This window comes from Veillonella sp. CHU740, assembly GCF_003992055.1.
Lineage (GTDB): Bacteria > Bacillota > Negativicutes > Veillonellales > Veillonellaceae > F0422.
Genome location: NZ_RQVD01000016.1, coordinates 1 through 23,743 on the forward strand (window position 1 = coordinate 1; position 23,743 = coordinate 23,743).

General features: G+C 40.6%; 15 protein-coding genes. All 15 read right to left on the minus strand.

Translation table 11 applies throughout. The features are described 5' to 3' along the window. Positions 1-472 precede the first annotated feature (472 nt). Positions 473-1,471: a phosphate acetyltransferase gene (pta, locus tag EO115_RS07970; RefSeq protein ID WP_126938417.1), complete on the minus strand. Its 999-nt coding sequence runs from the start codon at positions 1,469-1,471 to the stop codon at positions 473-475. 188 nt (positions 1,472-1,659) lie between these two features. Further along, positions 1,660-2,325 (minus strand): NYN domain-containing protein, encoded by a 666-nt coding sequence (locus EO115_RS07975; RefSeq protein WP_126938418.1) that lies wholly within the window; start codon positions 2,323-2,325, stop codon positions 1,660-1,662. Between the two features lie 220 nt (positions 2,326-2,545). Next, positions 2,546-3,331, minus strand: coding sequence for an HAD family hydrolase (locus tag EO115_RS07980; protein WP_126938419.1), 786 nt, complete (start codon positions 3,329-3,331; stop codon positions 2,546-2,548). Positions 3,332-3,341: 10 nt separating this feature from the next. Then, complete coding sequence (locus EO115_RS07985) at positions 3,342-3,596, minus strand: DUF1653 domain-containing protein (RefSeq protein ID WP_126938420.1); 255 nt, start codon at positions 3,594-3,596, stop codon at positions 3,342-3,344. A gap of 24 nt (positions 3,597-3,620) precedes the next feature. Next, positions 3,621-4,394, minus strand: a complete 774-nt coding sequence (locus EO115_RS07990) for a hypothetical protein (RefSeq protein ID WP_126938421.1) — start codon at positions 4,392-4,394, stop codon at positions 3,621-3,623. A 157-nt stretch (positions 4,395-4,551) separates the two neighbouring features. Further along, positions 4,552-5,247 carry a hypothetical protein gene (locus EO115_RS07995; protein ID WP_126938422.1) on the minus strand — a complete coding sequence of 232 codons (696 nt, stop codon included), beginning with the start codon at positions 5,245-5,247 and terminating at the stop codon, positions 4,552-4,554. A 161-nt stretch (positions 5,248-5,408) separates the two neighbouring features. Beyond that, on the minus strand, positions 5,409-11,654 hold the full coding sequence (locus EO115_RS08000) for a YadA-like family protein (protein ID WP_126938423.1): 6,246 nt from the start codon (positions 11,652-11,654) through the stop codon (positions 5,409-5,411). A 1,608-nt stretch (positions 11,655-13,262) separates the two neighbouring features. Further along, positions 13,263-13,745 (minus strand): type III toxin-antitoxin system CptIN family toxin, encoded by a 483-nt coding sequence (cptIN, locus tag EO115_RS08005; RefSeq protein ID WP_126938424.1) that lies wholly within the window; start codon positions 13,743-13,745, stop codon positions 13,263-13,265. Positions 13,746-14,160: 415 nt separating this feature from the next. After that, positions 14,161-15,171: a ketol-acid reductoisomerase gene (gene ilvC / locus EO115_RS08010; RefSeq protein ID WP_126938425.1), complete on the minus strand. Its 1,011-nt coding sequence runs from the start codon at positions 15,169-15,171 to the stop codon at positions 14,161-14,163. 162 nt (positions 15,172-15,333) lie between these two features. After that, entirely contained in the window at positions 15,334-16,137 is an 804-nt protein-coding gene (locus EO115_RS08015; protein WP_126938426.1) for an ABC transporter ATP-binding protein, read from the minus strand. Further along, positions 16,137-16,631, minus strand: coding sequence for an acetolactate synthase small subunit (gene ilvN / locus EO115_RS08020; RefSeq protein ID WP_126938427.1), 495 nt, complete (start codon positions 16,629-16,631; stop codon positions 16,137-16,139). Before ilvN ends, EO115_RS08015 begins: the two co-directional genes overlap by 1 nt. Beyond that, positions 16,624-18,345 carry a biosynthetic-type acetolactate synthase large subunit gene (ilvB, locus tag EO115_RS08025; RefSeq protein ID WP_126938428.1) on the minus strand — a complete coding sequence of 574 codons (1,722 nt, stop codon included), beginning with the start codon at positions 18,343-18,345 and terminating at the stop codon, positions 16,624-16,626. Before ilvB ends, ilvN begins: the two co-directional genes overlap by 8 nt. Before the next feature lie 32 nt (positions 18,346-18,377). Then, a complete protein-coding gene (gene ilvA / locus EO115_RS08030) occupies positions 18,378-19,604 on the minus strand; it encodes a threonine ammonia-lyase (RefSeq protein ID WP_126938429.1) in 1,227 nt (408 codons plus the stop codon). Positions 19,605-19,686: 82 nt separating this feature from the next. Then, complete coding sequence (gene ilvD / locus EO115_RS08035; RefSeq protein WP_126938430.1) at positions 19,687-21,357, minus strand: dihydroxy-acid dehydratase; 1,671 nt, start codon at positions 21,355-21,357, stop codon at positions 19,687-19,689. A 976-nt stretch (positions 21,358-22,333) separates the two neighbouring features. Then, positions 22,334-23,668, minus strand: a complete 1,335-nt coding sequence (locus EO115_RS08040) for an NAD(P)-dependent oxidoreductase (protein ID WP_126938431.1) — start codon at positions 23,666-23,668, stop codon at positions 22,334-22,336. Positions 23,669-23,743: the final 75 nt, after the last annotated feature.

Consider the following 23,743-nt stretch of genomic DNA (forward strand, 5'->3'; position numbering starts at 1 on the left):
GTGATTTACATAATTATGATATATCTTTGACAAAAGATTGGGATTAGTCTACCAACTCATTTTGTCCTATAACCCTAAAATCAAGATATCGATTTTTCTAAACTTTTTCATAGTACCACCTCCTCCCATAATAGGAAGAGATAAGCCTAACAACACGTTAATGGCTCTTGCATTTTTATTATAGCACAATCTATTCGTACTGTTTATATAAACTTACTACCATGCCGAGCAGCAAACTCAGCAACGCGCAAGTTTGCAAATGATACATCACAAGCGCCTTCCCTGAGGAACGCCGTTAGGTGTAGTAGCCTTGTGGCATTTTTACTGACCAAATTACATAAGTGCAAGAAGAGCACGACATGTTCCGAAGCAAACCTACCGTAGGATCAGTTTGTGGAGGAATGTGTCGTGCTCTTCCCTTTATATTATCCAGTTAAAATGTCACAGGCTACATAACGTAACAAGAGACGACTTAGTTGGCTTCCACAGCAGCAATCGCGCAAAGGTCAACGATATCGCTTACGGAGCAACCACGGCTAAGGTCATGGATTGGTTTTGCCAAACCTTGGATGATTGGTCCAATAGCAGTAGCGCCAGCAAAGCGTTGTACTAATTTGTAACCAATGTTAGCAGCTTGTAAGTCAGGGAAAATCAAGATGTTAGCTTTACCAGCTACTTGGGATCCTGGAGCTTTACGTTCTGCTACGGATGGAACGATGGACGCATCTAATTGCAATTCTCCGTCGAATGCGAAGTCTACATTACGGCCTTTCAAGTCTTCTACAGCTGCCACCACTTTATCAACTTCTGGAGAAGAAGCAGATCCTTTTGTAGAGAAGGACAAGAAGGACACGCGAGGTTCTTTCATACCTGCCACGGAACGAGCTTTACCAACACTGGACTCAGCAATATCAGCCAATTGTTCAGATGTTGGGTTAGGAATAACGCCGCAATCGGAGAAAATCAACAATCCGTCATCGCCGTATTCTTTTTTATCAGTGATCACAAGCATAGAGCTGGACACAGTTTTCAAACCAGCTTGTGTACCTACCACTTGGATAGCTGCACGAAGTACGTTTGCTGTAGGGCTTGCAGAACCTGCAACCATGCCGTCTGCCAAACCTAAACGCACTAACATAGCACCGAAGAATAATGCATCGCCAGTCATAGTAGCATGTGCTTTTTCAGGTGTCATGCCTTTTTTCGCGCGCAATTCTACAAATGTATCTACCATTTTGTTTAATTCGCCGAATGTAGCTGGGTTGATGATTTCAGCACCTTCCAAAGATACACCAGCTGCTGTAGCTGCCGCTTGAATTTTATCTTCTGCACCAACCAATACAGGCACGCAGAAACCTTCTTTCAAAATCGCAGCCGCTGCTTCGATGACACGGCTATCTTCGAATTCTGGCAATACAATTTTTTTACCCAAGCCTTTTGCTTGCTCTTTTAAACTTTGAATTAAATCCATGGTATGTCCTCCTTTTAAGACCCATTTCGATATATCTACGCTTTATTATACTATAACTAATTTTGATGTTCAAACCGCTTCATATAGTTATGGTGAAAGTATACTATCCACTTCATTCATAATTAATCGTTACTAACTACAAATTACTTTCACATCACATTACCAATGATATATCACCAGTACTATTTTTATTTTTCACCATTTTTACTTATACAGCTTTTCAGTCCATCAATATGTTCATGTAAATCTTCATTAATACCGTTCCATAATGGATCAAGTACAAAATCAATGCCTTCTCTTCTAGCCAGCTTCGCTGCCGGAACAAAGTCACTGTCACCAGAAATTAAAACAATTTTTTGAACTTGCTTTTTGTACGATAATGATGCTATATCCACACCTAATTTCATATCAACACCTTTTTGACCAATTGAAAGATATAAATCTGACTCCTTTATATCCTCAACAGAAATGGCACCTCGTAATAATTTCTTGGTTATATCTGGTCGCAAATTATAAACTACATCATTGTCGCTCAATCGTCCCAATCTTAGTGCAACTTTCCGTCTTGTTTTTAATTCTTTTAGAAATTCACTCATCCATTTATATTGATCAGACTCTTTCAATTTCACAACTTTTTTAGTTAATGGATGATAGACTTCTTTCACACTAGGCGGGCAATCATAATAAAAAATTCGATATAAGGAATACTCTTCATATCGGTCTGCAACTAAATGCCTATAACAATACTCAATAAAAAAGTCTACCGCACTCTTAGGATCTTCCATGTTTTTCAAAGAATACATACGTTTTTGATAAAAGCTTCCATCCACCAATATTGCCAGCTCTTTTTTCATAAGCACCTTCCATAAAAAAAGCCCTATGCTTCAGCTTTCCCCATATACCGGGAAGCCTACAACAAAGGGCACTATTTACTACCATCACAATATCACAAAAACGCTAATCTGTAAAGTGTAAATTTTTATACTACTTAGAAACCTAAAGTAACTTACGTAATATAACTATTAATGATGTTATCTATTTCTAGTATATTGTAGTACGCCCCATAATTATTGATTAAAACTGCTTCAGTATAAACCCAAAATGTTGCAAAGCTTTATAAATCCCGTCGTCATGGCAGGCTGCTGTAACGTAGTCAGCTTTTTCTTTCAGTGCATCACGGCCGTTCCCCATGGCAATGTTCAGCCAATCTGGTCGGAACATGGACAAATCGTTATATCCATCGCCGAAGACGATAACATCTTGGTAAGACGCGCCAAAGCCATCGATCATTTTCCGAATCCCATAGGCTTTGTCCATTGGTTCAAACAGCACACATCCCTCTCCATAGCGGATAAGGTCCTTCGTCATATGCACAATGCCACGGCGCTGTTCCTCTTCTTCTGTGATGAATGCATAGACCTTGTAAAAGTGCTCGATATCCTCAGGCATCAAGTCTGGCACGACTTCATTTTGCATCATATCCCATTGCGGATCCCATGCTAGAACACTTTCATAGGGAGTAATACGGATAAAGTCATTTTTATGGGTCACACCCCAAGGCACATTGTGTTTTGTCAGATAGTTGAGGTATTGCACGCAGCGATCCCGATCCATGCCCTGCATCCATTGCACTTCATAGTTTTCTGTAATGCTATAGCCCCCATCAGCCACGAAGTTCGGAGTCCGCGCCATCTTGGCAAAGCGCATGGCGTCTGCCTGTAGGCGACCGGTGGCAAGCGCCACGTGATGTCCTTTGTCCTGCAAATAGTCCAAGGAGTACTGCGCGCTATCAGGAATTACCCCATCCGGCCAGACCGCTAGGGTATTATCAATATCGAAGAAAAAATATTTCTTGTCCATTCGGTCCTCCTCAGCGCAAGTGCTGCTCTTCATCCCAACCGTTCATTAACTGAAAGCGGTCTTTCTGCTCCACATTTGGATATTTCTCATGGTCCACCTCACTGGCGAACATCACCAAGGGGCGCACGAAGGTTTTGCGCTCACCATATAATTGTTGATACACTACATGAGGTTCATCCGTCTCGGAATGGATGGCAATGTCGATCACATAGTATAACATGCCTTTAAAGTGACGATATAAACCGCCTACTACAATCTCTTGCATAGTCATCGTCCTTTCTGGTAACGATTATTTACCGAGTTGTTTCGTTGTCTCTGTCACAGAGTACCACACAAGTTCATTGATGTAATAACGAAGCTCTTCGCTCTTCACATATTTCGCATTGCTCTCTGCTGCACTAGCAATAGCTGTAGCAATATCTTCACCTGTTAACGCATTGCCTTTTGCTTGGATGGCTTGCTCTACATTTGCCAAGATATCGTGGCGTAAATCTTTCAATACATACCACGCATAACTACCTTTTTCCGCTGTTTCCTTACCAGCCAACGCTGCTGCTTCTTCGTGGCGGTTAGAACGGTCTAATAGATTGTCACCATGCCAATTATGAATGCGTTTAAAGAATCGCAAACGTTTTGTTAGTTTCGTATCTAAAATGGATAGCACTTGAGCACCATCATAGACAGTCACCTTGTCTTGTCCCTTGCTTTGTAACGCAGTCAATAACTCATCCATTGTAATGCCATGGATTGGTTTTGCTGTAATGTGTGACACTACCGCAGAAGGAGTCACAGAATCATGACCTTTCACAGCATGAGACAATTCTTCTAATGTGATGCCTTGCATAGATGTGCTCGCCATGGCTGGCGTCAGTTGTACTCCATCAATCGTATGTACTAGGCCGTCAATGGCTTCTTTTGTTTCTGGCATAGTCGCTAATAAATGGTAGCCCTTCGCCACTTCCGTTACCTCGGATGGATGTTGACGAGCGAAAATGTCCTCGCTCATACCGAAACTTGTGCCTACTGTCAGCAATAATGCTGTTGATAATACTAAACGTTTCAAAATTCTATCTCCTATATAAATTACTGAATCATATTCTACTCAATCTATCTTTTATTATATCATACCTTATAGATTTAAAGGAGCCACAACACCCACTTAGGTTTGTTATGGCTCCTTTTCTATCGAGCATGTACAACATACTCTGCACTAGTTCATCCTATTTTAAGACATGATCTAGTTGTTTATTTGTTTCTTTTGCTGTTTGTTTTGCTGTATACCAAACAAGTTCATTGATGTAGAAACGAAGTTCTTCTTGATCTACAGTGAACGCTTGTTTAGCTGCTGCTTGTGACAACGCATTCACAATGTCTTCACCAGTTGTTGCTTCACCTTTTTGGTCAAGCACGGCTTTCACATTGTCCAATGCGTCTTGACGTACACCACGCAATACATTCCAGCCATAGCTGTTGCTATATCCATTCACCGCTTCTGTCGCCTGTTCGTTATGTTTGTTCAAGAACACTTGATAATTTGCAGTATGTTCGTATTTATTGTCCCCATTCCAATTATGAGCACGTTTAAAGAACTCCACGCGATTAGTCAAGTTGCGATCCAACACGCGTAAGAACTCATGGTTCACATCATGTTCCGCATAGCGATGTTGACGATCTGTCAAGCGCTCACCACGCTCATGACGAGCTACTAAATCTGCCTGCACCGCATGGGCACGATCTAATGTCATACCTAATTCTTGTAATGCAGATGCCGTTTCTGGTGTCACTGCTTCTACTTCATATCCCACCGCTGGTGTTACGATATTGTCTGGGTTCTTTTGATCGAACAACACATCTCCCATGGCAAAACCAGATGTTGTGGCAGCTAATAATACTGCCGTTAATACTAATTTTTTCATGCCTATATCTCCTATACAAATTCTACTTACTAAAATTATCTCATCTAGATATACTATCTAATCTTTATCACACATTGTACTATATTGTTTTTATTTTGTATACCATAGACCCTGTGAAAGCCAGAGCTTTCACAAAATCTACTCGTATTGGTTAGTAAAAATTAACCTTTTTTTACATATTTAAGTACTTCTGCCAATTGCGCTTTCAACTCATTAATTTCGTCTTTTTGCAATTGATTTTGTGCTTCTAAGGCAGATACTTTATCTTGTAATGTATAAGAAGAGCTAATAGGACCTTGACGATATGCATCTTTCACCGCTGTTTCATCAGCACGAGAACCGAACTTCCAGCTAACGCCTGCATTTGCCATCAATTCATCATGATTGCTGCCGATAGATGCGCCTGCATGGAATAATAGAGACTCATTTTTATAGTGTGCAATACCTAATGCCAATGCAGTTTGACCTTTGTAAGTACCTACGCCAGCCATCAATGTAGTTGGTTCCAATGGATCGTATTGTAAGTGACGCAATCCAGCCATCGCAGCAGATTGAGCACCTAAACGATTAACACGGCTATCCACATTAGTTGCGTAATTTGCAATTCCTTTCAACTGTGACACATTCACTGCATCAGTATCGTTTTGACCTGCCGCTACATTAGTAACCTTCGTATTGCCAGCATTGATACCATCTTTGCCGATTGTCACTGTTGCTTTTGTGCCATCAGCTTGTTTGTTTTCTACAGTTAATCCATCGCCATTGATTGTTAATGTAGTGCCAGCTCCATCTGCTGTTGCTGCATTTGTAATCGACGTAATACCAGTCAACGTAGGTTGTAACGCTACATTCAATGTATCTTCATTGGTAGCATCTCTTTTCACAGTGATATTGTTATCGCCATGAATTTTTAATGTGTCACCCAATTTACGTTTCACTGTATCATTGGATGTATCGCCTTCAAACGCAAAACCTTTTTCAAGGATTGCATTCGCAGTGTTATGTAAATCTGTTACGTTTACTGCAGAGTTATTAACTGTAGTGCCTTCTTTAGCCTCTTTTAATTTAGCTAAGTAATCTGCATCTTTAGCAGGCTCACCTAACGCAGACGCCACATTATCCAATGTCATTGGATCACCCGCATTCAATTTTGTATGAATTTTACCTGCAGGAACTTCTGCCCCATTTTTATCTACAAATTTACCATCTGTTGTTTTGAATACTTGGTTGCCATCTTTGTCTACAAAAATGGTTGGATTAGTCACACGTTCGTTGAATAATTGGCTACCGTTAACAGCATCTTTGGATTTTTCGGATACAGTACCATCTGCAATGTTAGATAACTTATTAGTTGCACCAGTTGTTTTGCCATCTGGAGATACTAGGCTTGTCACAACCTCTTTAGTAGGAACTGCTGTAGCACCTGCTTTTGGAGCTCCATTTGGTTCTACTTGATCCGCTTTGTAGTAATTGCCATCGTTTGCTTTCACTAAGCGATCACCTGTAGCATTTGTGAATACTACTGTACCAGCTTCGCCGTTACGAAGGGCATTCACTTTAGATGTTAAGTCTTTACCGTTTAAGCCATCTTGACCAGTTGGACCTTGTTTACCTGCTGTACCCGCTACGGCTACACCATCTTGACCTGCACCCGCTTTGCCATCACGTCCATCAGAAGCTGTGTTACCAATGTTAGCTGCATTATCTAATGTTTTACGTGCTGTTTCCTCTAAACCAATCGTAATCGTACCATTTTTATCAGTTTCAACAACCACACCAGCTTTAGGTCTTAATCCGTCAGTATCTTTAGTAGGACTATCTTGACCTGCTGGTAAATTAGTTGGTGCTACTGTACCTGTACCGGCTTTGAAAGTAATTACTTTATTTCTCGGTATTACTGTATGACCAGTTCCAGTACCATCATCAACATGTAAATTCCATGCTTGATTATCTACATATTCTTTAGTAGCTACATCTGAATTCTCTGTTGGTTCTGCCACGTTTGTAATTTTTTTACCACCAGCATCGATACCATCTTTGCCGATTTTCACTGTTGCTTTTGTGCCATCAGCTTGTTTGTTTTCTACCGTTAATGCATCGCCATCGATTGTCAATGTAGTGCTTGCTACTTTTGCATCAGGTTGTGCCGGATCTACTGGAGCTGCATTTGTAATCGATGTAATATTTTTTAAATCTTTTACTAAACCGATTTCTAGTTTACCATCAACATTTTTAGTGCGGATGTTGTTAGCTGCTGTTGCTGCATCAGTTGCTACTGTACCTTCACCTACGATGTCAAGTTTTTCACCTAAGTTCTTATGAATCTCATCGCCTGCATTGTCTTTGAAAGTCAAGCCTTTTTCAACGATCGCATTCGCAGTGTTATGTAAATCTGTTACGTTAGTAGCTGCATTTTTAACTGGGCTATTATCTTTAGCCGCTTCTTTTAATTTTTCTAATGTATCTGTACCTGCTAGTGGTGTAACAACAGAAGAAATATTATTTAATACAGTTGTACTATTTGTTGTAGTACCATCTGGATTTACTAGACGTGCTTCTGGTGTCACGGCTACTGCATCATCTGCTTTTGTGCCATCTGCATTGACCTTACCCACTGGATAGTACTTACCATCGTTAGCTTTCACTACACGTTCGCCAGCCTCATTTGTGTACACTACTGTACCAGCTTCGCCGTTACGAAGTGCGTTTACTTTAGATGTTAAGTCTTTACCGTTTAAGCCGTCTTTACCTGTTGGGCCTTGTGCACCTGCTGTACCATCTACGTTTGTACCATCTTGACCTGCACCCGCTTTGCCATCACGTCCATCAGAAGCTGTGTTACCAATGTTAGCTGCCTTGTCTAATGTTTTACGATCTGCTTCTTCTAAGCCAATCGTAATTGTACCGTTTTTATCAGTTTCTACAACCACACCTGTTTTAGGTCTTAATCCGTCAGTATCTTTAGTAGGACTATCTTGACCTGCTGGTAAATCAGTTGGTGCTATTGTACCAGTACCCGCTTTGAAAGTAATTACTTTGTCTTTCGGTATTACTGTATGGCCAGTTCCAGTACCATCATCAACATGTAAATCCCAGGCGTGATCATCTACATATTTTTTAGTAGCTACATCTTTGTCATCTGTTGGATCTGCTACGTTAGTGATTTTTTTACCACCCGCGTCGATACCATCTTTGCCGATTGTCACTGTTGCTTTTGTGCCATCAGCTTGTTTGTTTTCTACAGTTAATGCATCGCCATTGATTGTTAATGTAGTGCTTACTACTTTCGCTGCATCAGGTTGTGTTGGATCTACTGGAGCTGCATTTGTAATCGACGTAATACCAGTCAATGTAGGTTTTAATGCTACATTCAATGTATCTGCATTAGTAGCATCTTTCGTTACAGTGATATTATTCACGCCATGGATTTTTAAAGTTTCACCCAATTTACGCTCGATTTTATCGTTCGTATCATTGTCGCCGATGAACGTAATTGGTTTATCTAGAATTGCCGTTGTTGCTGCATGTAAATCTGCTACATTCACCGCAGAGTTAGCCACTTTGCTATCTGCTTTCGCACCTTCTGCTAATTTATCTAGGTATGTAGTGCCTGTTAAATTAGTCACTGCAGAGTTTACATTATCCAATGTCATTGGTTTGTCAGCATTCACTTTTGTATGAATCTTAGCTAACTCATCAGCATCAGTAATTTCTGCACCATCTTTAGTAGTAAATTTACCGTCTGCAGTTTTGAATACTTGGTTACCATCTTTGTCTACGAAGATCACTGGACTTGTGACACGTTCGTTGAACAATTGGCTACCGTTCACTGCGTCTTTAGACGTAGCAGACACTGTTCCAGGAGCAATGTTAGATAATTTATTTCCATCACCAGCTGTTGTACCATCTGGAGATATTAGGCTAGCAATTACCTCTTTGGTAGGAACCGCAGTTGCTCCTGGTTTTTTCTCTCCATTAAGCTCTACTTCATCAGCTTTATAGTACTTACCATCGTTTGCTTTCACAAGACGATCGCCTGCTGCATTTGTGTACACTACTATACCAGATTCGCCGTTACGAAGTGCATTCACTTTAGTAGTTACGTCTTTACCGTTTAAGCCATCTTTACTAGTTAAGCCTGTTGCACCTGCTGTACCAGCCACCGCTGTGCCTTGTCCATTGGCACCTGTTTGACCATCACGTCCATCAGAACTTGTGTTACCAATATTCGCTGCCTTGTCTAATGTGGCACGAGTCGCTTTATCTAGACCAACTGTGATATTACCTTGATCATCCTTAGTGATTAAAAGACCTTTTTTAGGAGTTGCTTCATCATCACTTGTATCTGCACTAGCTTTTAATGTAATCGCTTTGTTTTTTGGTGCTACAGCTTCTGCTGGATTATCGCCATTTTGAACTTTTAAGCCCCATTTTTGAGCGTCTACATATTCTTTATTGGCTGCATCTTTGTCATTTGTTGGTTCTGCCACGTTAGTAATTGCTTTACCACCAGCATCGATACCATCTTTGCCGATTGTCACTGTTGCTGTATCAGCACCGTTTTTGTTCACTACGGATAGCTTATCGCCATCGATAGTTAATTTCGTACCATCTCCATCTGCTGTTGTTGCATTTGTAATAGATGTAATACCTGTCAATGCTGGGTTTACATTATATTTGTAAGGGGTAGCTGCTGTGCCATCACCTTCAACAGTTGTGTTCGTACCATTTGCAAAGTTTGGTTGTGTTGCATTAGCAGAAATAGTGTATGTTTTCTTACCTGTTGCTGCATCTTCGCTGGAAGTAACTGTAACCCCATTACCTTGTACGACTTCTGTACCTAACCCAGTAATTACTTTTTTACCATCGTCTGTGATGTTGGATAAGTTTTTATTTGCCAATGGACTTGTTGCATTAGTGATTGCAGTATTAACTACGCCTGCTGTTGTAAGTTTATTTGCATCGTCAGCTTTTGTAATATCCGTAGCCACTACAGGTGTAACTGTAATATCACCGTTATTGTTAGCAACAGTTAATTTGTCCTCATCGCCAGATGTAACAGATTTAATAGAGCTTAAACCAGTAATTGTTGCTATTTCTGTTGTGTCCTTACCGTCACCATCTACATATGTTAATGTAACAGTACCGTTCTCCACTGTATAATCACCTGGTTTAATATGACGTTCTGCAGTTTTATCTAACTTACTTTCAATTTTTTCATTTGTTTCATGTAACTGTTTACCTGTTACAGCATCAGTAGAAGTTTCTGATACATCACCTGCTTCTAGGTTAGTGATTTTTTTACCACCTACATTAACACCATCATCGTTGATCGCAACAGCTGTTGTACCACCATTCAATGTCAATGTATCACCAGTGATAGATGTAATACCTGTTAGCGCTGGGTTTACATTATATTTGTAAGGTTTGTCTGCTGTACCATCACCCTCAAGGGTTGTGTTCGTACCACTTTCAAAATTTGGTTGTGCTGCAGAAATAGTGTATGTTTTCTTACCTGTTGTTTCATCTTCGCTGGAAGTAACCGTAACGCCATCACCTTGTACGACTTCTGTGCCTAATCCAGTAATCACTTTTTTACCATCGTCTGTGATGTTGGTTAAGTCTTTATCTAACTTACTTTCAATTTTTTCATTTGTTTCATGTAACTGTTTACCTGTTACAGCATCAGTAGAAGTTTCTGATACATCACCTGCTTCTAGGTTAGTGATTTTTTTACCGCCTACATTAACACCATCATCGTTGATTGCAACAGTTGTTGCGCCACCATTCAATGTCAATGTATCACCAGTAATAGACGTAATACCTGTTAACTCTGGGTTTATGTTTACTTTATATTTATTATCCTCTGTGCCATCGCCCTCAACAGTTGTATTCGTACCTGCCTCAAGTTTAGATGGTGCTGCTCCGCCACCACCAGCAGCAGCTTTAAGTTCATTTTTTAAAGTTTCACTTAATTTTAATTTATATTTACGAGTTACACCATTTGTGCCATCTTGAGCAGTATTTTCACTGGTACCTTGATCAACAACGATATCATCGCTATCCTCAACAAGAGTATCATTGGCTTTTACAATGAAATTGTTAAACGTTGCCTCGTCCCCATTAAAATCTTCTGCTTTAAAAGTATTCGTTGTCACACTTACATTATTACCTGCTTGCACATGATAAAGAGGAATATTTATTTTATCCGTATCTTGATCATGGGGTACTTCCGTATATATTGGAGGATTAAAGTCATCTGGTAAATTAGGATCCGTATCAGATGCCGTCACACTAGCCATCACCCCTGGTGCACTAGGGCTGAATGACGTCGCTACTGTCGCTGCCGTTGCAGCCAACAATGCAATACCGTATTTTTTACGTTTTTTTGATATTCTTTCTTTCATAACTTACATTCCTTTTTTATTACATTACACATTGCCACTATGACGGATACTATCCAACAACTTTCATACTTTATACTTACGTATCAAATCATCATAATGAATGTGAATACCCGTTTAGTTTGCATATCTATATTTTTAAATATACACATTATTATAATGTATAACACCTAATTAATGCAATACTAAATATTGATATATTTCGATATTTTGTCCTACCCCCCCCATTTTAAACAAATTGAATATTTTTTATACATCCTACTCTTCACTTCCACCTGAGGCACGCCGTTATGAGTAGCACCCTTTGTGGCGTTCCTTACTACCTAACTCACACAAATACAAGAAGACCACAACATGCTCCTAAACAAACATACCGTAGAATCAGTTTGAGAAGGAGTGTGTTGCGGTCTTCCCTTTGTCCTATTCAATTAGTAACACCACAAGGCTACATAGCATCACAAGTGACAATTGTATTTAACTCTGAACTATGCTATACTTGGAGTATCAAAAAGAGAGCCATTAACGTGTCATTGGCGTTAGGCTCATCTCGAAACAACAAAATGTGATGATGCCTAACGTGTATAAGTACTGGTTATACTTATCTTTACGTTAGGCATTTTCATTGTCTATTTAAATAGATCTTTAAACAGGTCAATGATACTTACTATTACAGAAATTAGATAAAGCAACAAAGTATACTTTTCATACTTTCTCATAGTATCACCTCCCCCTATATTAGGAAGAGACGAGCCTAACTCACGTTAGTGACTCTCATACCACCATCATACACCTAACTATACAATATGAGAAATAACAACATTATGAAGATTAATCTGAGGAACGCCGTTACGAGTAGTAGCCTTTGTGGCGTTTGTAATATTCCTAACAACTGTGCTATAATTAAACCAACAAAAGAAGAGCCATCGACGTGTAGCTGGCGTTAGGCTCATCTCTAGAAATTGCAAATAAGAAATGGCCTAACGTGTATAAGTACTGCTAATACTTATTGTTACGTTAGGCTTTTTCATTTCTATTGAAAGAAACGATAAATATCTATAATCAACTTCAAAAACTTTATCAATAAAGATAACTTTCTAAAATTTTTCATAGAAATCACCTCCTCCCACAATAGGAAGAGATGAGCCTAACAACACGTCGATGGCTCTTACAGTTTTTATTATAGCATAATCTATTCATACTGTTTATATGAAAATAATACCATGCCGAACAGCAAACTAAGCAAAGCGCAAGTTTGCAAAAGACCGCAACATGCTCCTGAACAAACCTACCGTAGGATCAGTTTGAGAAGGAGTGTGTTGCGGTCTTCCCTTTGCACAAATTAACTACATAAACGCTACAGACTGCATAGAGAAATAAGAAACAACTCTGAGGAACGTCGTTATGAGTAGTAGCCTTTGTGGCGTTCCCTTACTACCTAAATCACACAAACGCAAGAAGAGCACGACATGTTCCGGAGCAAACCTAACCACTGTATCAGTTTGCGTAGGAATATGTCGTGCTCTTCCCTTTGCCCTATTCAGTTACGAACGCCACAAGGCTACATAGCGGAACAAGAGACGATTGTATTACCTCTATAACCTATGCTATAAGTTACTTATTTAATAACAAAAGTCGTTCAATTTCCAATACATTAGGGAAAATTAATCGTATCCCTTTTCTTTGTAAAGCTAAAACTTTACGAGCTTTCTTTTGTAATTCTCTTTCAAATCGACCGTCAACTCTGACAGGTTTTTTATAAATTCCATCTACGTATTCATTTTTAATGTATAGGATACTAACTGGACACATATTCTGAATTAGAAAAGCCTTCTCATACCCAAGAACTTCCCCAAATAAAATAGTGTCACATTTTCCATATTTATTAATCTTCGTATTATATATTTTCTGAAATTTATCTACTTGCGATGAAAAAGGTATCATCCAATATAATTTAGTTGCTGTATCTAAAAAAGCATAAAAGCATGGTCTATCATGTGGCTGACCATCTATAGTTTCTTTATTTTTCATTAAGTGTGGATCTGGAAAATCTATAAAGTATTGATCTTTTATATAATAAAAGTGACCTGTATTCATAAACTCCTCCCTAAAAAAATAGACCCCATTCTTTTGAATGGAGTCTAACTATTTGAGCTCGAACACTTATTGAGTCGCATATCGAGTAGCGACAACCATTTGAACTTAATCTTATTTTAGTTGCTTATTAAGTAACAACAAATATTAGAGATACTAGCATCTCTAATAACAGTATACGCATCGAAAAAGATAAAGTCAATAATAAAGTCTATATCCTTTCCCTGAGGAACGCCGTTACGAGTAGTAACCTTTGTGGCGTTCCTGTACTACCCGAATCACACAAACGAAGAAGACCGCAACATGCTCCTGAACAAACCTACCGTAGGATCAGTTTGAGAAGGAGTGTGTTGCGGTCTTTCCTTTGCCCTATTTAGTTAGGAACGCCACAAGGCTACATAGCGAAACAAGTGACGACTTATTTTTTAATCCAAGGCATCAATTTACGTAATTCGCCGCCCACTTCTTCTACTTGATGTGCTGCAGATTGTTTACGTTGTTCGTTAAGGTATGGGTAACCTGCTGCATAATCACCAAGGAATTGATCAGCAAATTTGCCGTCTTGGATATCTTTCAATACACCACGCATAGCTTCTTTCGCTGCTGCTGGGATTACTTTTGGTCCTGTAATATAGTCACCGAACTCAGCTGTGTTGGAGATGGATTTACGCATTGTTTCGAAACCACCTTCGTAGATCAAGTCGATGATTAATTTCATTTCATGAACACATTCAAAATATGCATTAACTGGGTTGTAACCAGCTTCTACCAACACTTCGAAACCAGTTTGCATCAACGCACATACGCCGCCGCAAAGTACTGCTTGTTCACCGAATAAGTCAGTTTCAGTTTCTTGACGGAAGTCAGTTTCCAAAATACCGGAACGGCCACCGCCTACACCAGCTGCCCATGCCAATGCCACTTCTTTAGTGTCTCCGCTTGGATCTGCGTATACAGCGTACAAGCAAGGAACGCCAGAACCTTCTTGGAATGTACGACGTACTAAGTGACCAGGGCCTTTAGGCGCTACCATGAATACGTTTACGTCAGCAGATGGTTTAATTTTACCGAAATGAATGTTGAAACCATGAGCAAATGCCAAGTACGCACCTTGTTTAAGGTTAGGAGCGATGGATTTTTCATATGTTTCTGCTTGTAATTCATCTGGAATCAAGATCATCACAACGTCTGCACCTTTTACAGCCTCGCCTGTTTCTTTTACTACGAAACCGGCTTCTTCTGCTTCTTTCCAAGATTTGGAACCTTCGCGAAGACCGATTTGTACGTCCATGCCGCTTTCTTTCAAGTTCAACGCATGCGCATGACCTTGGGAACCGTAGCCAAGAACTGTAATTTTTTTACCTACTAATGCTTGTAGATTGCAATCTGCATCATAAAATACTTGTGTGCCTAAAATGTTACCTGCCATTGTGATAACCTCCTACTTTGTAATACATAATGATGTTTATAATTTACTAGATTTTCTAGTGAAATTCAACTGATTTTCAGCCTTTCGGCTTACGGATTTACCATACTTAATATGATAAATCGGTATGATTAAAAATATCTTTGTACACTCTATAAAAACATTTTATGAAAGTACTTGCAGCCAAGGTCGAGCTTGGACCCAAGTTACTTTCACAGATAAACCATAGAGTGCCGATAAAATCTCATCGGTAATGACCTCTCGTTTCGGTCCCGATTGAAAGATTTTGCCTTCTTTTAATAGTGCCACATGGGTCACAGTGGGAAGAATTTCCTCGATTTGGTGGGTCACGTAGATAAACGGACAAGGACTGTCCTGAGTCCCACGTTGATTGAGATGACGGAGCAATTGTTCTCGGCTCGGTACATCTAACCCATTGCATGGTTCATCTAAGATGAGCAAGTCTGGACTCGTCATCAAAGCACGACCGATTAAAACACGGCGTTGCTCCCCTGTGGAAAGTACCCCAAAGTGACGATGTTCCAGATGTTGTAATCCCATACTTGCTAGGACCTCATCACAGCGTTGTTCTTCTTCCTCTGTCACCTCTCGGTACACACCGATGGTGCCATGCGCTCCAGATAGCAAAATTTGTCGCACCGTTTCGTCTCGCATGGTTCGTTCAAATTGCCCTAATGTGGAGCTGACGAATCCGATGCGATCTTTCACATCTTTCCACACGCACTGCCCAAAGGTATATCCTAGGACACGCACCTCACCACGGGTGGCATAGGTGTAGGCCATAATCATGCCCAGCAAGGTGGACTTGCCTGCCCCATTGAGGCCCAATAGCGCCCAATTTTCCCCTGTTTTCACATGCCAGTCCACACCTTGCAAAATTGCTTCCCCATTGCGGACGAAGGTCACTCCTTCGTAATGTAACAACTCCCCTTGCTTCGGTATAGTCATTACATTTTTTCTCCACGGCTCATAGCGGTGCAACCTGTTTTCGCAATTTCCAGAATGCCATATTCTTTCATAATTTCTATGAAAGCATCTAGTTTCTGCGTTTCTCCTGTAATTTCTATCACGATAGAGCTAGGTCCTACGTCGAGTACATTACCACGGTACACATCTGCTAATTGAATGATTTGTGGTCGTACCGACACATCCGCTTTTACCTTGATGAGCATCAATTCACGGCGCACCACTTGTTCTGGAGAGAACACTTTCACTTTGATGGCATCCACTAGTTTGTAGATTTGTTTTTGGATTTGGTCCAATTGCACTTCGTCTGTTTCCACCGTTAAAGTAATCCGAGCTTGATCCTTTGGAATGGAAATACCCGATGTCATTTGGGTTACGGAATAGCCACGACGATTGAACAAGGAAAGGATTCTAGCCCCGATGCCTGGTTTGTTTTTTGTAATCACTAACACTTGGTGTTGTTGTACTTTACTCATTGTCAGGGCCTCCTTTCAATCCCATCATATCTTTGGCTGTGCAACCGGCTGGAATCATTGGGAATACATTTTCTTCTCGTTCTACCACGCAGTTAATCACCACTGGCTCGTCAGATAGGATCAGGTCTCGCAATTGGCTGCGCAACTCTTCGATAGTGGATAATGTCACCCCTTGTACGCCATAGGCTTTTGCCAAGGTTTCAAAGTCTGGATTCACCTCTAAATCTACGAAGGAATAGCGACGTTGATTAAACAACTCTTGCCATTGACGAACCATGCCCAAGAAACCGTTGTTGATGATGACCACTTTTACAGGGATATTGTAAGCTTTCAATAACAACAATTCTTGGCTGTTCATTTGTAAGCCCCCATCACCTGTGATGAGCACTACTTTTTTGTCTGGTTGTGCCACTTGCGCACCGATGGATGCTGGCAGACCAAAGCCCATCGTACCGGCACCACCGGATGTGATGATGGTATTTGGCTTGGAGAAGGTAATGAATTGAGACGTCCACATTTGATGTTGTCCTACATCTGTGACCACGATAGCATTGCCCTTTAAGATGTTGTCGATTTCATGGATTACCTTTTGTGGTAATAGCGAGTCTCCCTCGTGAGGGCGTACTCGAATTGGGTACTCTTCGCGCCATTCACGGATGCGCTCCAACCAACTTTCATGCGTTTGTGGAGTCAACTCATGATTTATTTCATTCAATACATGTTTCAAATCCCCAACGATAGGTATATCTATAAGTTTATTTTTACCAATTTCAGCTGGGTCAATATCTACGTGGATGATCGTAGCATCTTTACAGAACTCCTTCGGTACCCCTGCAATACGATCGTCGAAACGAATCCCTAATGCTAACACTACATCTGCTTCATTCACAGCATAGTTAGCATACACTGTACCATGCATGCCTAACATACCTAGCGATAATTGGTGTTCTCCTGGAAAGGACCCTAAGCCCAATAAGGTATTCACTACTGGAACTTGGCATGTAGTAGCTAATTTGTAAAGTTCTTCTGTAGCATTCGATAATAGTACCCCATGACCTGCTATGATAAGCGGTCGTTTCGCACCTTTCAATAGATCGATAGCTTTCTTGATTTGTTTTGGATGCCCAATGTAATTCGGATCATAGCCTTCGATAGAAATTGGTTCATTAAAAATAGCTTCAAATTCTTCATAGGAAATGACATCTAATTGCGCATCTCGCGTGATATCTACCAGCACAGGACCTGGTCGACCGGTAGTCGCTAAGTAGTACGCTTCTTTCACAGTGCGTATCATGTCTCGAATATCTTTCACCAAGTAGTTATTTTTCGTCACCGGCATGGTAATACCTACTATATCCGATTCTTGAAACGCATCTTTTCCTAGCAAGTGGCTGCACACCTGACCTGTAATGGCCAAGAGAGGAATAGAATCCATGTGCGCCGTCATAATGCCTGTTACAAGGTTTGTGGCACCTGGACCAGAGGTAGCCAAGCACACACCACATTTACCAGACGCACGAGCATAGCCATCCGCTTCATGGGCCGCCCCTTGTTCATGACGTGCTAAGTAATGATTGAGCCCCTCAAAATCATAAATTTCATTGTATATGGGAATTACGGCACCGCCGGGATAGCCAAATATATCGGTCACTCCCAAGCGCTTCAATGTTTCTAGGAGTATGCGAGCTCCTCGAATCATCTTCTGTTCACTCATAGTTTATCCTCTTTCTATATCCATTCTATTCATTAGTCATGTTCATTAAATTCATTAGAACTGATACGGTGAATCGTATATCCACGGTCCGCCATGGCAGCCGTAATTTTCTTAATATGGTCTTCTCCGTTCGTTTCTACGGTCACCACCAACTCCACTTCATGGAATCGGTCTAGGTTTTTAAACTGATTATGTTCTAGTTTGATAACATTCGCATTTTGTTCTGCTAAGATTTCAGATACTGCCACTAATTGACCTGGTTTATCTGATAAATTCACAGCAAATGTGAAAATACGGCCCCGTACAACTAAGCCTTTCGTAATCATGGATGCAATGGTCAATACGTCGATATTACCACCACTCAAAATACTAACCACTGTTTTGCCTCGCACCCGCAGTTTTTTCAATCCTGCCACTGAAAGTAACCCCGCATTTTCACCGATGATTTTATGCTTTTCTGCCAATAATAGAAAGGCTTCCATCAATTCATAGTCGGATACGGTTACGATTTCATCTACATAATTTTGGATGTATTCTAAATTCTTTGTACCGATTAATTTTACAGCCGCTCCATCTGCAATAGTACTCACAGATGGTAAGTTCACAGGTTTTCCTTCTGCTACAGCTGCTTTCGCACTAGCTGCGCCCTCTGGTTCTACACCAATGATCTTCACTTGTGGATTTTTCAGCTTTGCCGCTGCTGCCACACCGGAGATCAATCCGCCACCACCAACTGGCACTAAGATAATATCTGCATTTGGCAATTCTTCTAGAATTTCTAAGGCAATCGTCCCTTGCCCTTCGATAACATCTTCATCATCAAAAGGATGGACAAATACATAGCCGTGTTTTTCTTGTAATTCGCAAGCCTTTTCATAGGCTTCGTCATAGACTTCGCCAGCGAGCACTACTTCGGCTCCGTATTGGCGCGTCGCCTCTACTTTAATGAGCGGTGTGTGACGTGGCATGACGATCACTGCTTTAATACCTAAACGTTGGGCTGCTAGTGCCACACCTTGCGCATGGTTGCCTGCGGATGCTGCGATAACGCCACACGCCTTTTCTGCTTCTGTTAATTTCGAAATTTTATTGTACGCACCCCGTAATTTGAAAGACCCTGTGCGCTGTAAATTTTCCGGTTTAATATATACATCATTGCCTGTTTCTTGGGAGTACACAGAGCTATGAATTAATCTTGTTTTCACGGCGATGGTAGCGAGTCTCTCCCTAGCCTCCATGAAATCGTATAATTTATGCATATAAACGTCCTTTCCTAAGTATGTATTCTATCTATGGACTTTTCTTCCCTCATAGATATGTCTATCCCGACTACATTCCCTCTTATGCTTCGTCTAGGATTTCGATCGCACCTTGTGCCGCAGAGGATACATGCATAGCATATTTTTTCAAGTATCCTGTCACATCTGATTTGTACGGTGCTAAATTTGCTTTTCTTCGTTCAATTTCTTCCTCTGAAAGTTTCACATTCAAGGAACGATTTGGAATGTCGATTTCGATGATATCTCCATCTTCTACGATGGCAATCGTTCCACCGGAAGCTGCTTCTGGAGACACGTGACCAATGGATGCGCCACGAGTAGCACCAGAGAAACGACCATCTGTAATCAAGGCTACGTCTTTACCAAGACCCATACCTGTGATTGTCGCTGTTGGTGTCAACATTTCACGCATACCTGGACCACCTTTTGGACCTTCGTAGCGAATGATGACTACATCGCCTTTTACAATTTTGTGACCCATGATTGCTTCTACCGCTTCTTCTTCGCTGTTGAATACTTTCGCTGGACCAGAGTGAACGAGCATTTCTGGGTCTACGGCGCCTTCTTTCACAACGGAACCGTCCGGAGCCAAGTTACCTTTCAATACAGCGATACCACCTGTGGTGTATACTGGGTCGCTCCAAGGATGGATTACATCTTCGTCTAGGACTTTCACAGTTTTAGCAATCGTACCTTGGTCCACCAAGCTCACAGATTTCGCACTTTCATGCAAGTGACCTTGTTCTTGTAAACGATGCATTACCGCATACACACCGCCTGCAGCATGTAAATCTTCGATGAAATATTTACCAGATGGAGACAATTTAGCCAATTGTGGTGTATCACCTGCAATGCGGTTGAAATCATCCAATGTTAAGGATACGCCCGCTTCATGAGCGATGGCTGGTAAGTGTAAGGCCGTGTTAGAAGAACCGCCCAATGCCATATCTACAGCCACCGCATTCTCAAAAGCTTCTTTCGTCAATACATCTTTTGGACGTAAGCCTTCTTGTAACACTTCCATCACTTGCATACCAGCACGTTTTGCTAGACGTAAACGCTCGGAGTAAACCGCTGGAATCGTACCATTTCCTGGTAATGCCATACCCAATGCTTCTGTTAAACAGTTCATGGTGTTTGCTGTATACATACCAGAGCAAGATCCGCAAGTTGGGCATGCTACGTTTTCAATATGTTCTAATTCTTCTTCGGAAATGAGGCCTGCTTCAAATTTACCTACCGCTTCAAACACATCAGATAAACCGATTTTTTTACCATTGTGCACGCCTGCTAGCATAGCGCCACCAGAGACGAACACAGATGGTAAGTTCAAACGAGCAGCTGCAATTAACATACCTGGTACCACTTTATCGCAGTTAGGAATGAACACCATTGCATCGAATGGTGTGGCCATGGCAGAAGCCTCAATGGAGTCAGCGATAATATTGCGTGTCACCAAGGAATATTTCATACCGATGTGGTTCATCGCCAATCCGTCACAAATACCGATAGTATTAAATTCCATAGGAATACCACCCGCTTCGCGGATGCCATCTTTTACAGATTGAACAAGGTTTTTCAAATGAATATGACCTGGAATGATTTCATTGAAAGAATTGGCAATCCCGATGATTGGTTTTCCAATTTCCTCGTTAATGAAACCTAATGCTTTTAATAATGAACGATGAGGAGCTCGTGTAGCTCCTTTTGCTACTCTATCACTGCGTACCATATGATGATCCTTTCTACTTATATAAATATAATTTATAACACTTGTTATAGTTACATATTGTTGTCTATATACAATGTCTATTCACGCGTTAAATCAACGAGATTTTTATGAGATATATCTATTTGATTTTTCGTTGGAGTTTATTATGTTCCTTGTAGATCTATAACCCATATCTGTTACTCTGACATAGTATGTTAGACATAAAAAAAGGCGATCCCTAGGGAATCGCCTTTTAATATATATGTATGCACGTTAATCAAATAGACTACAACAACCTAGATTCCTTATGCTGTACACAAAGAAACCTAAGATGGTAGCTCTACCGAAGAAAAGGCGACCTCTATGGAATTGTTAGTTCTAATGACGTTCACTACTAGGAACAGGACGAGCACGAGAATTGCTAACAATACCATGATAATCTCCTTTCTGTACGATATGCGTACGAATCTTAACTATAAGTGTAATACTTTAAAAATAAAATAACTGTCTACTATTGTAACACCTTTGTCCACTGTGTGCAAGTACATATCTATATTTTTTTACTTTTCAGATGTGTTATTTTCCACAATTTGTTATACTATAGATGTTACTTCCCCTATACTGGTAACAGAGAGGGGGTGCTTGTCAATGGATATGGTCCTTAATTTTTTTATTTCTGTTGTGGCAGGTATAGCCAGCAACTATATTTGCAAGTGGCTAAACAGAAAGAAACGAAGTAACTAGCCCAAACAAGAGATAGCTCTCTATAAAAAGCAAAACCCCACGGTTAGCCGACCGTGGGGTTTCTTTTGCTTGTAAATGGAACGTCCTTAACTTTATTCCATATCCATTATATCATTTTCCTAGTATATTTTCTAGTATATAAGAAACACCCAAGTCTGACCACCTGGGTGTTTTTTTGTGAACCTAATGTTAACTATTTTCACACTTTTTTCGCTTACCTTTATTATATCATAGGTTAATAAAATTTTAAATCTTACTCTCCTAAAAAGCGTTTTGCTTCGCAGTAGTTTACAATACCTTCTACTACTTTTTTAGCTTCACGCATAGCCAATACTACAGTAGCTGGTTTATGCACTACGTCACCGCCTGCGAATACGCCTTGACGGCTTGTCATACCATATGGCATATCACGTGTTACCACATAGCCAGACTCATTCACTTCAATGCCATTGCCAGGACCCACTAAACGTGTATTTGGTTTATGACCGATGGCCACGATGATTTTATCCGCTGGTAAAGTAAAGTCTTCGCCAGTGCTTTTCACAGATCCATCTTCTTGTAGTTCTTGTCGTGTAAATGTCAACCCTTCCACGATATCTGAACCTGTTACTTCTTTTGGAGCGGCTAAGAATTCAAAATGAACGCCTTCTTCTTTTGCTTCTTCAAATTCAGATGGGTTTGCTGGCATTTGTTCTTCTCCACGGCGGTACGTCACGGTTACACTTTCAGCACCGAGACGAACACAAGTACGAGCCGCATCCATCGCCACATTACCAGCACCGATGATGACAACTTTATCACCTTTGTACACAGGAATTAAAGACTCTTCCGCTCTGCCATTTTGCACCAACTGTACCGATGTCAACAAAGCCATGGCTTGTAACATGCCCGCTTTGTCATCACCAGGTAAAGAAATTTCTGCTGGTACATGTGTACCTGTAGCAATAAAGATAGCATCGAAGCCTTCTTCAAATAAAGAATCTAAGTTGCGATCTGGACCAATTGTTACATTACACTCAAAAATAACACCTAATCGTTCCAAGCTTTGCACTTCACGGCGTACAATTTTTTTGCCTAACCGGAACTCAGGGATACCAAATAACAAAATACCACCTGGTTCATCTTGTCGTTCAAAAACAGTTACATCATAACCTAATTTTGCCATATCTCCAGCCACAGTTAAACCAGCAGGACCAGAGCCAATAATAGCAATTTTGCCTTGGTCTTTACGGTTTGGTTTTACCTTACGAAGGTTATTGTCACTTTCAAAATCGGCTGCAAAGCGCTCTAATTTACCAATATTAATGGGTTTGTTCGCACGATTTAAAATACATGCCCCTTCACATTGTTTTTCACGAGCACACACACGGCCACACACCGCTGGCAAGCTGCTGCGCTCCGCAATAATATCGTTGGCTAAACCAAAATTACCATTTGCAATAGCTTGTATAAAACGAGGAATTTCATTTTCAATAGGGCAACCTGTACGGCACAATGGCTTCGCACAGTTCAAACAACGCTTTGCCTCAATAAATGCTTCTTCCATCGTATAATCTTTATCAAATTCTATCTCATGTCTTAACTCCATAAAGACCTCCTTGCACCACTCTGGTGACACACTTTCCCTTTACATCCTCTATTTATAGATTCTTACTTATTTCGA

Coding starts and splice junctions, on each gene's coding strand:
- pta (WP_126938417.1), bottom strand. CDS start 1,471: ATGGATTTAATTCAAAGTTTAAAAGAGCAAGCAAAAGGCTTGGGTAAA.
- EO115_RS07975 (WP_126938418.1), bottom strand. CDS start 2,325: ATGAAAAAAGAGCTGGCAATATTGGTGGATGGAAGCTTTTATCAAAAA.
- EO115_RS07980 (WP_126938419.1), bottom strand. CDS start 3,331: ATGGACAAGAAATATTTTTTCTTCGATATTGATAATACCCTAGCGGTC.
- EO115_RS07985 (WP_126938420.1), bottom strand. CDS start 3,596: ATGCAAGAGATTGTAGTAGGCGGTTTATATCGTCACTTTAAAGGCATG.
- EO115_RS07995 (WP_126938422.1), bottom strand. CDS start 5,247: ATGAAAAAATTAGTATTAACGGCAGTATTATTAGCTGCCACAACATCT.
- EO115_RS08000 (WP_126938423.1), bottom strand. CDS start 11,654: ATGAAAGAAAGAATATCAAAAAAACGTAAAAAATACGGTATTGCATTG.
- cptIN (WP_126938424.1), bottom strand. CDS start 13,745: ATGAATACAGGTCACTTTTATTATATAAAAGATCAATACTTTATAGAT.
- ilvC (WP_126938425.1), bottom strand. CDS start 15,171: ATGGCAGGTAACATTTTAGGCACACAAGTATTTTATGATGCAGATTGC.
- EO115_RS08015 (WP_126938426.1), bottom strand. CDS start 16,137: ATGACTATACCGAAGCAAGGGGAGTTGTTACATTACGAAGGAGTGACC.
- ilvN (WP_126938427.1), bottom strand. CDS start 16,631: ATGAGTAAAGTACAACAACACCAAGTGTTAGTGATTACAAAAAACAAA.
- ilvB (WP_126938428.1), bottom strand. CDS start 18,345: ATGAGTGAACAGAAGATGATTCGAGGAGCTCGCATACTCCTAGAAACA.
- ilvA (WP_126938429.1), bottom strand. CDS start 19,604: ATGCATAAATTATACGATTTCATGGAGGCTAGGGAGAGACTCGCTACC.
- ilvD (WP_126938430.1), bottom strand. CDS start 21,357: ATGGTACGCAGTGATAGAGTAGCAAAAGGAGCTACACGAGCTCCTCAT.
- EO115_RS08040 (WP_126938431.1), bottom strand. CDS start 23,668: ATGGAGTTAAGACATGAGATAGAATTTGATAAAGATTATACGATGGAA.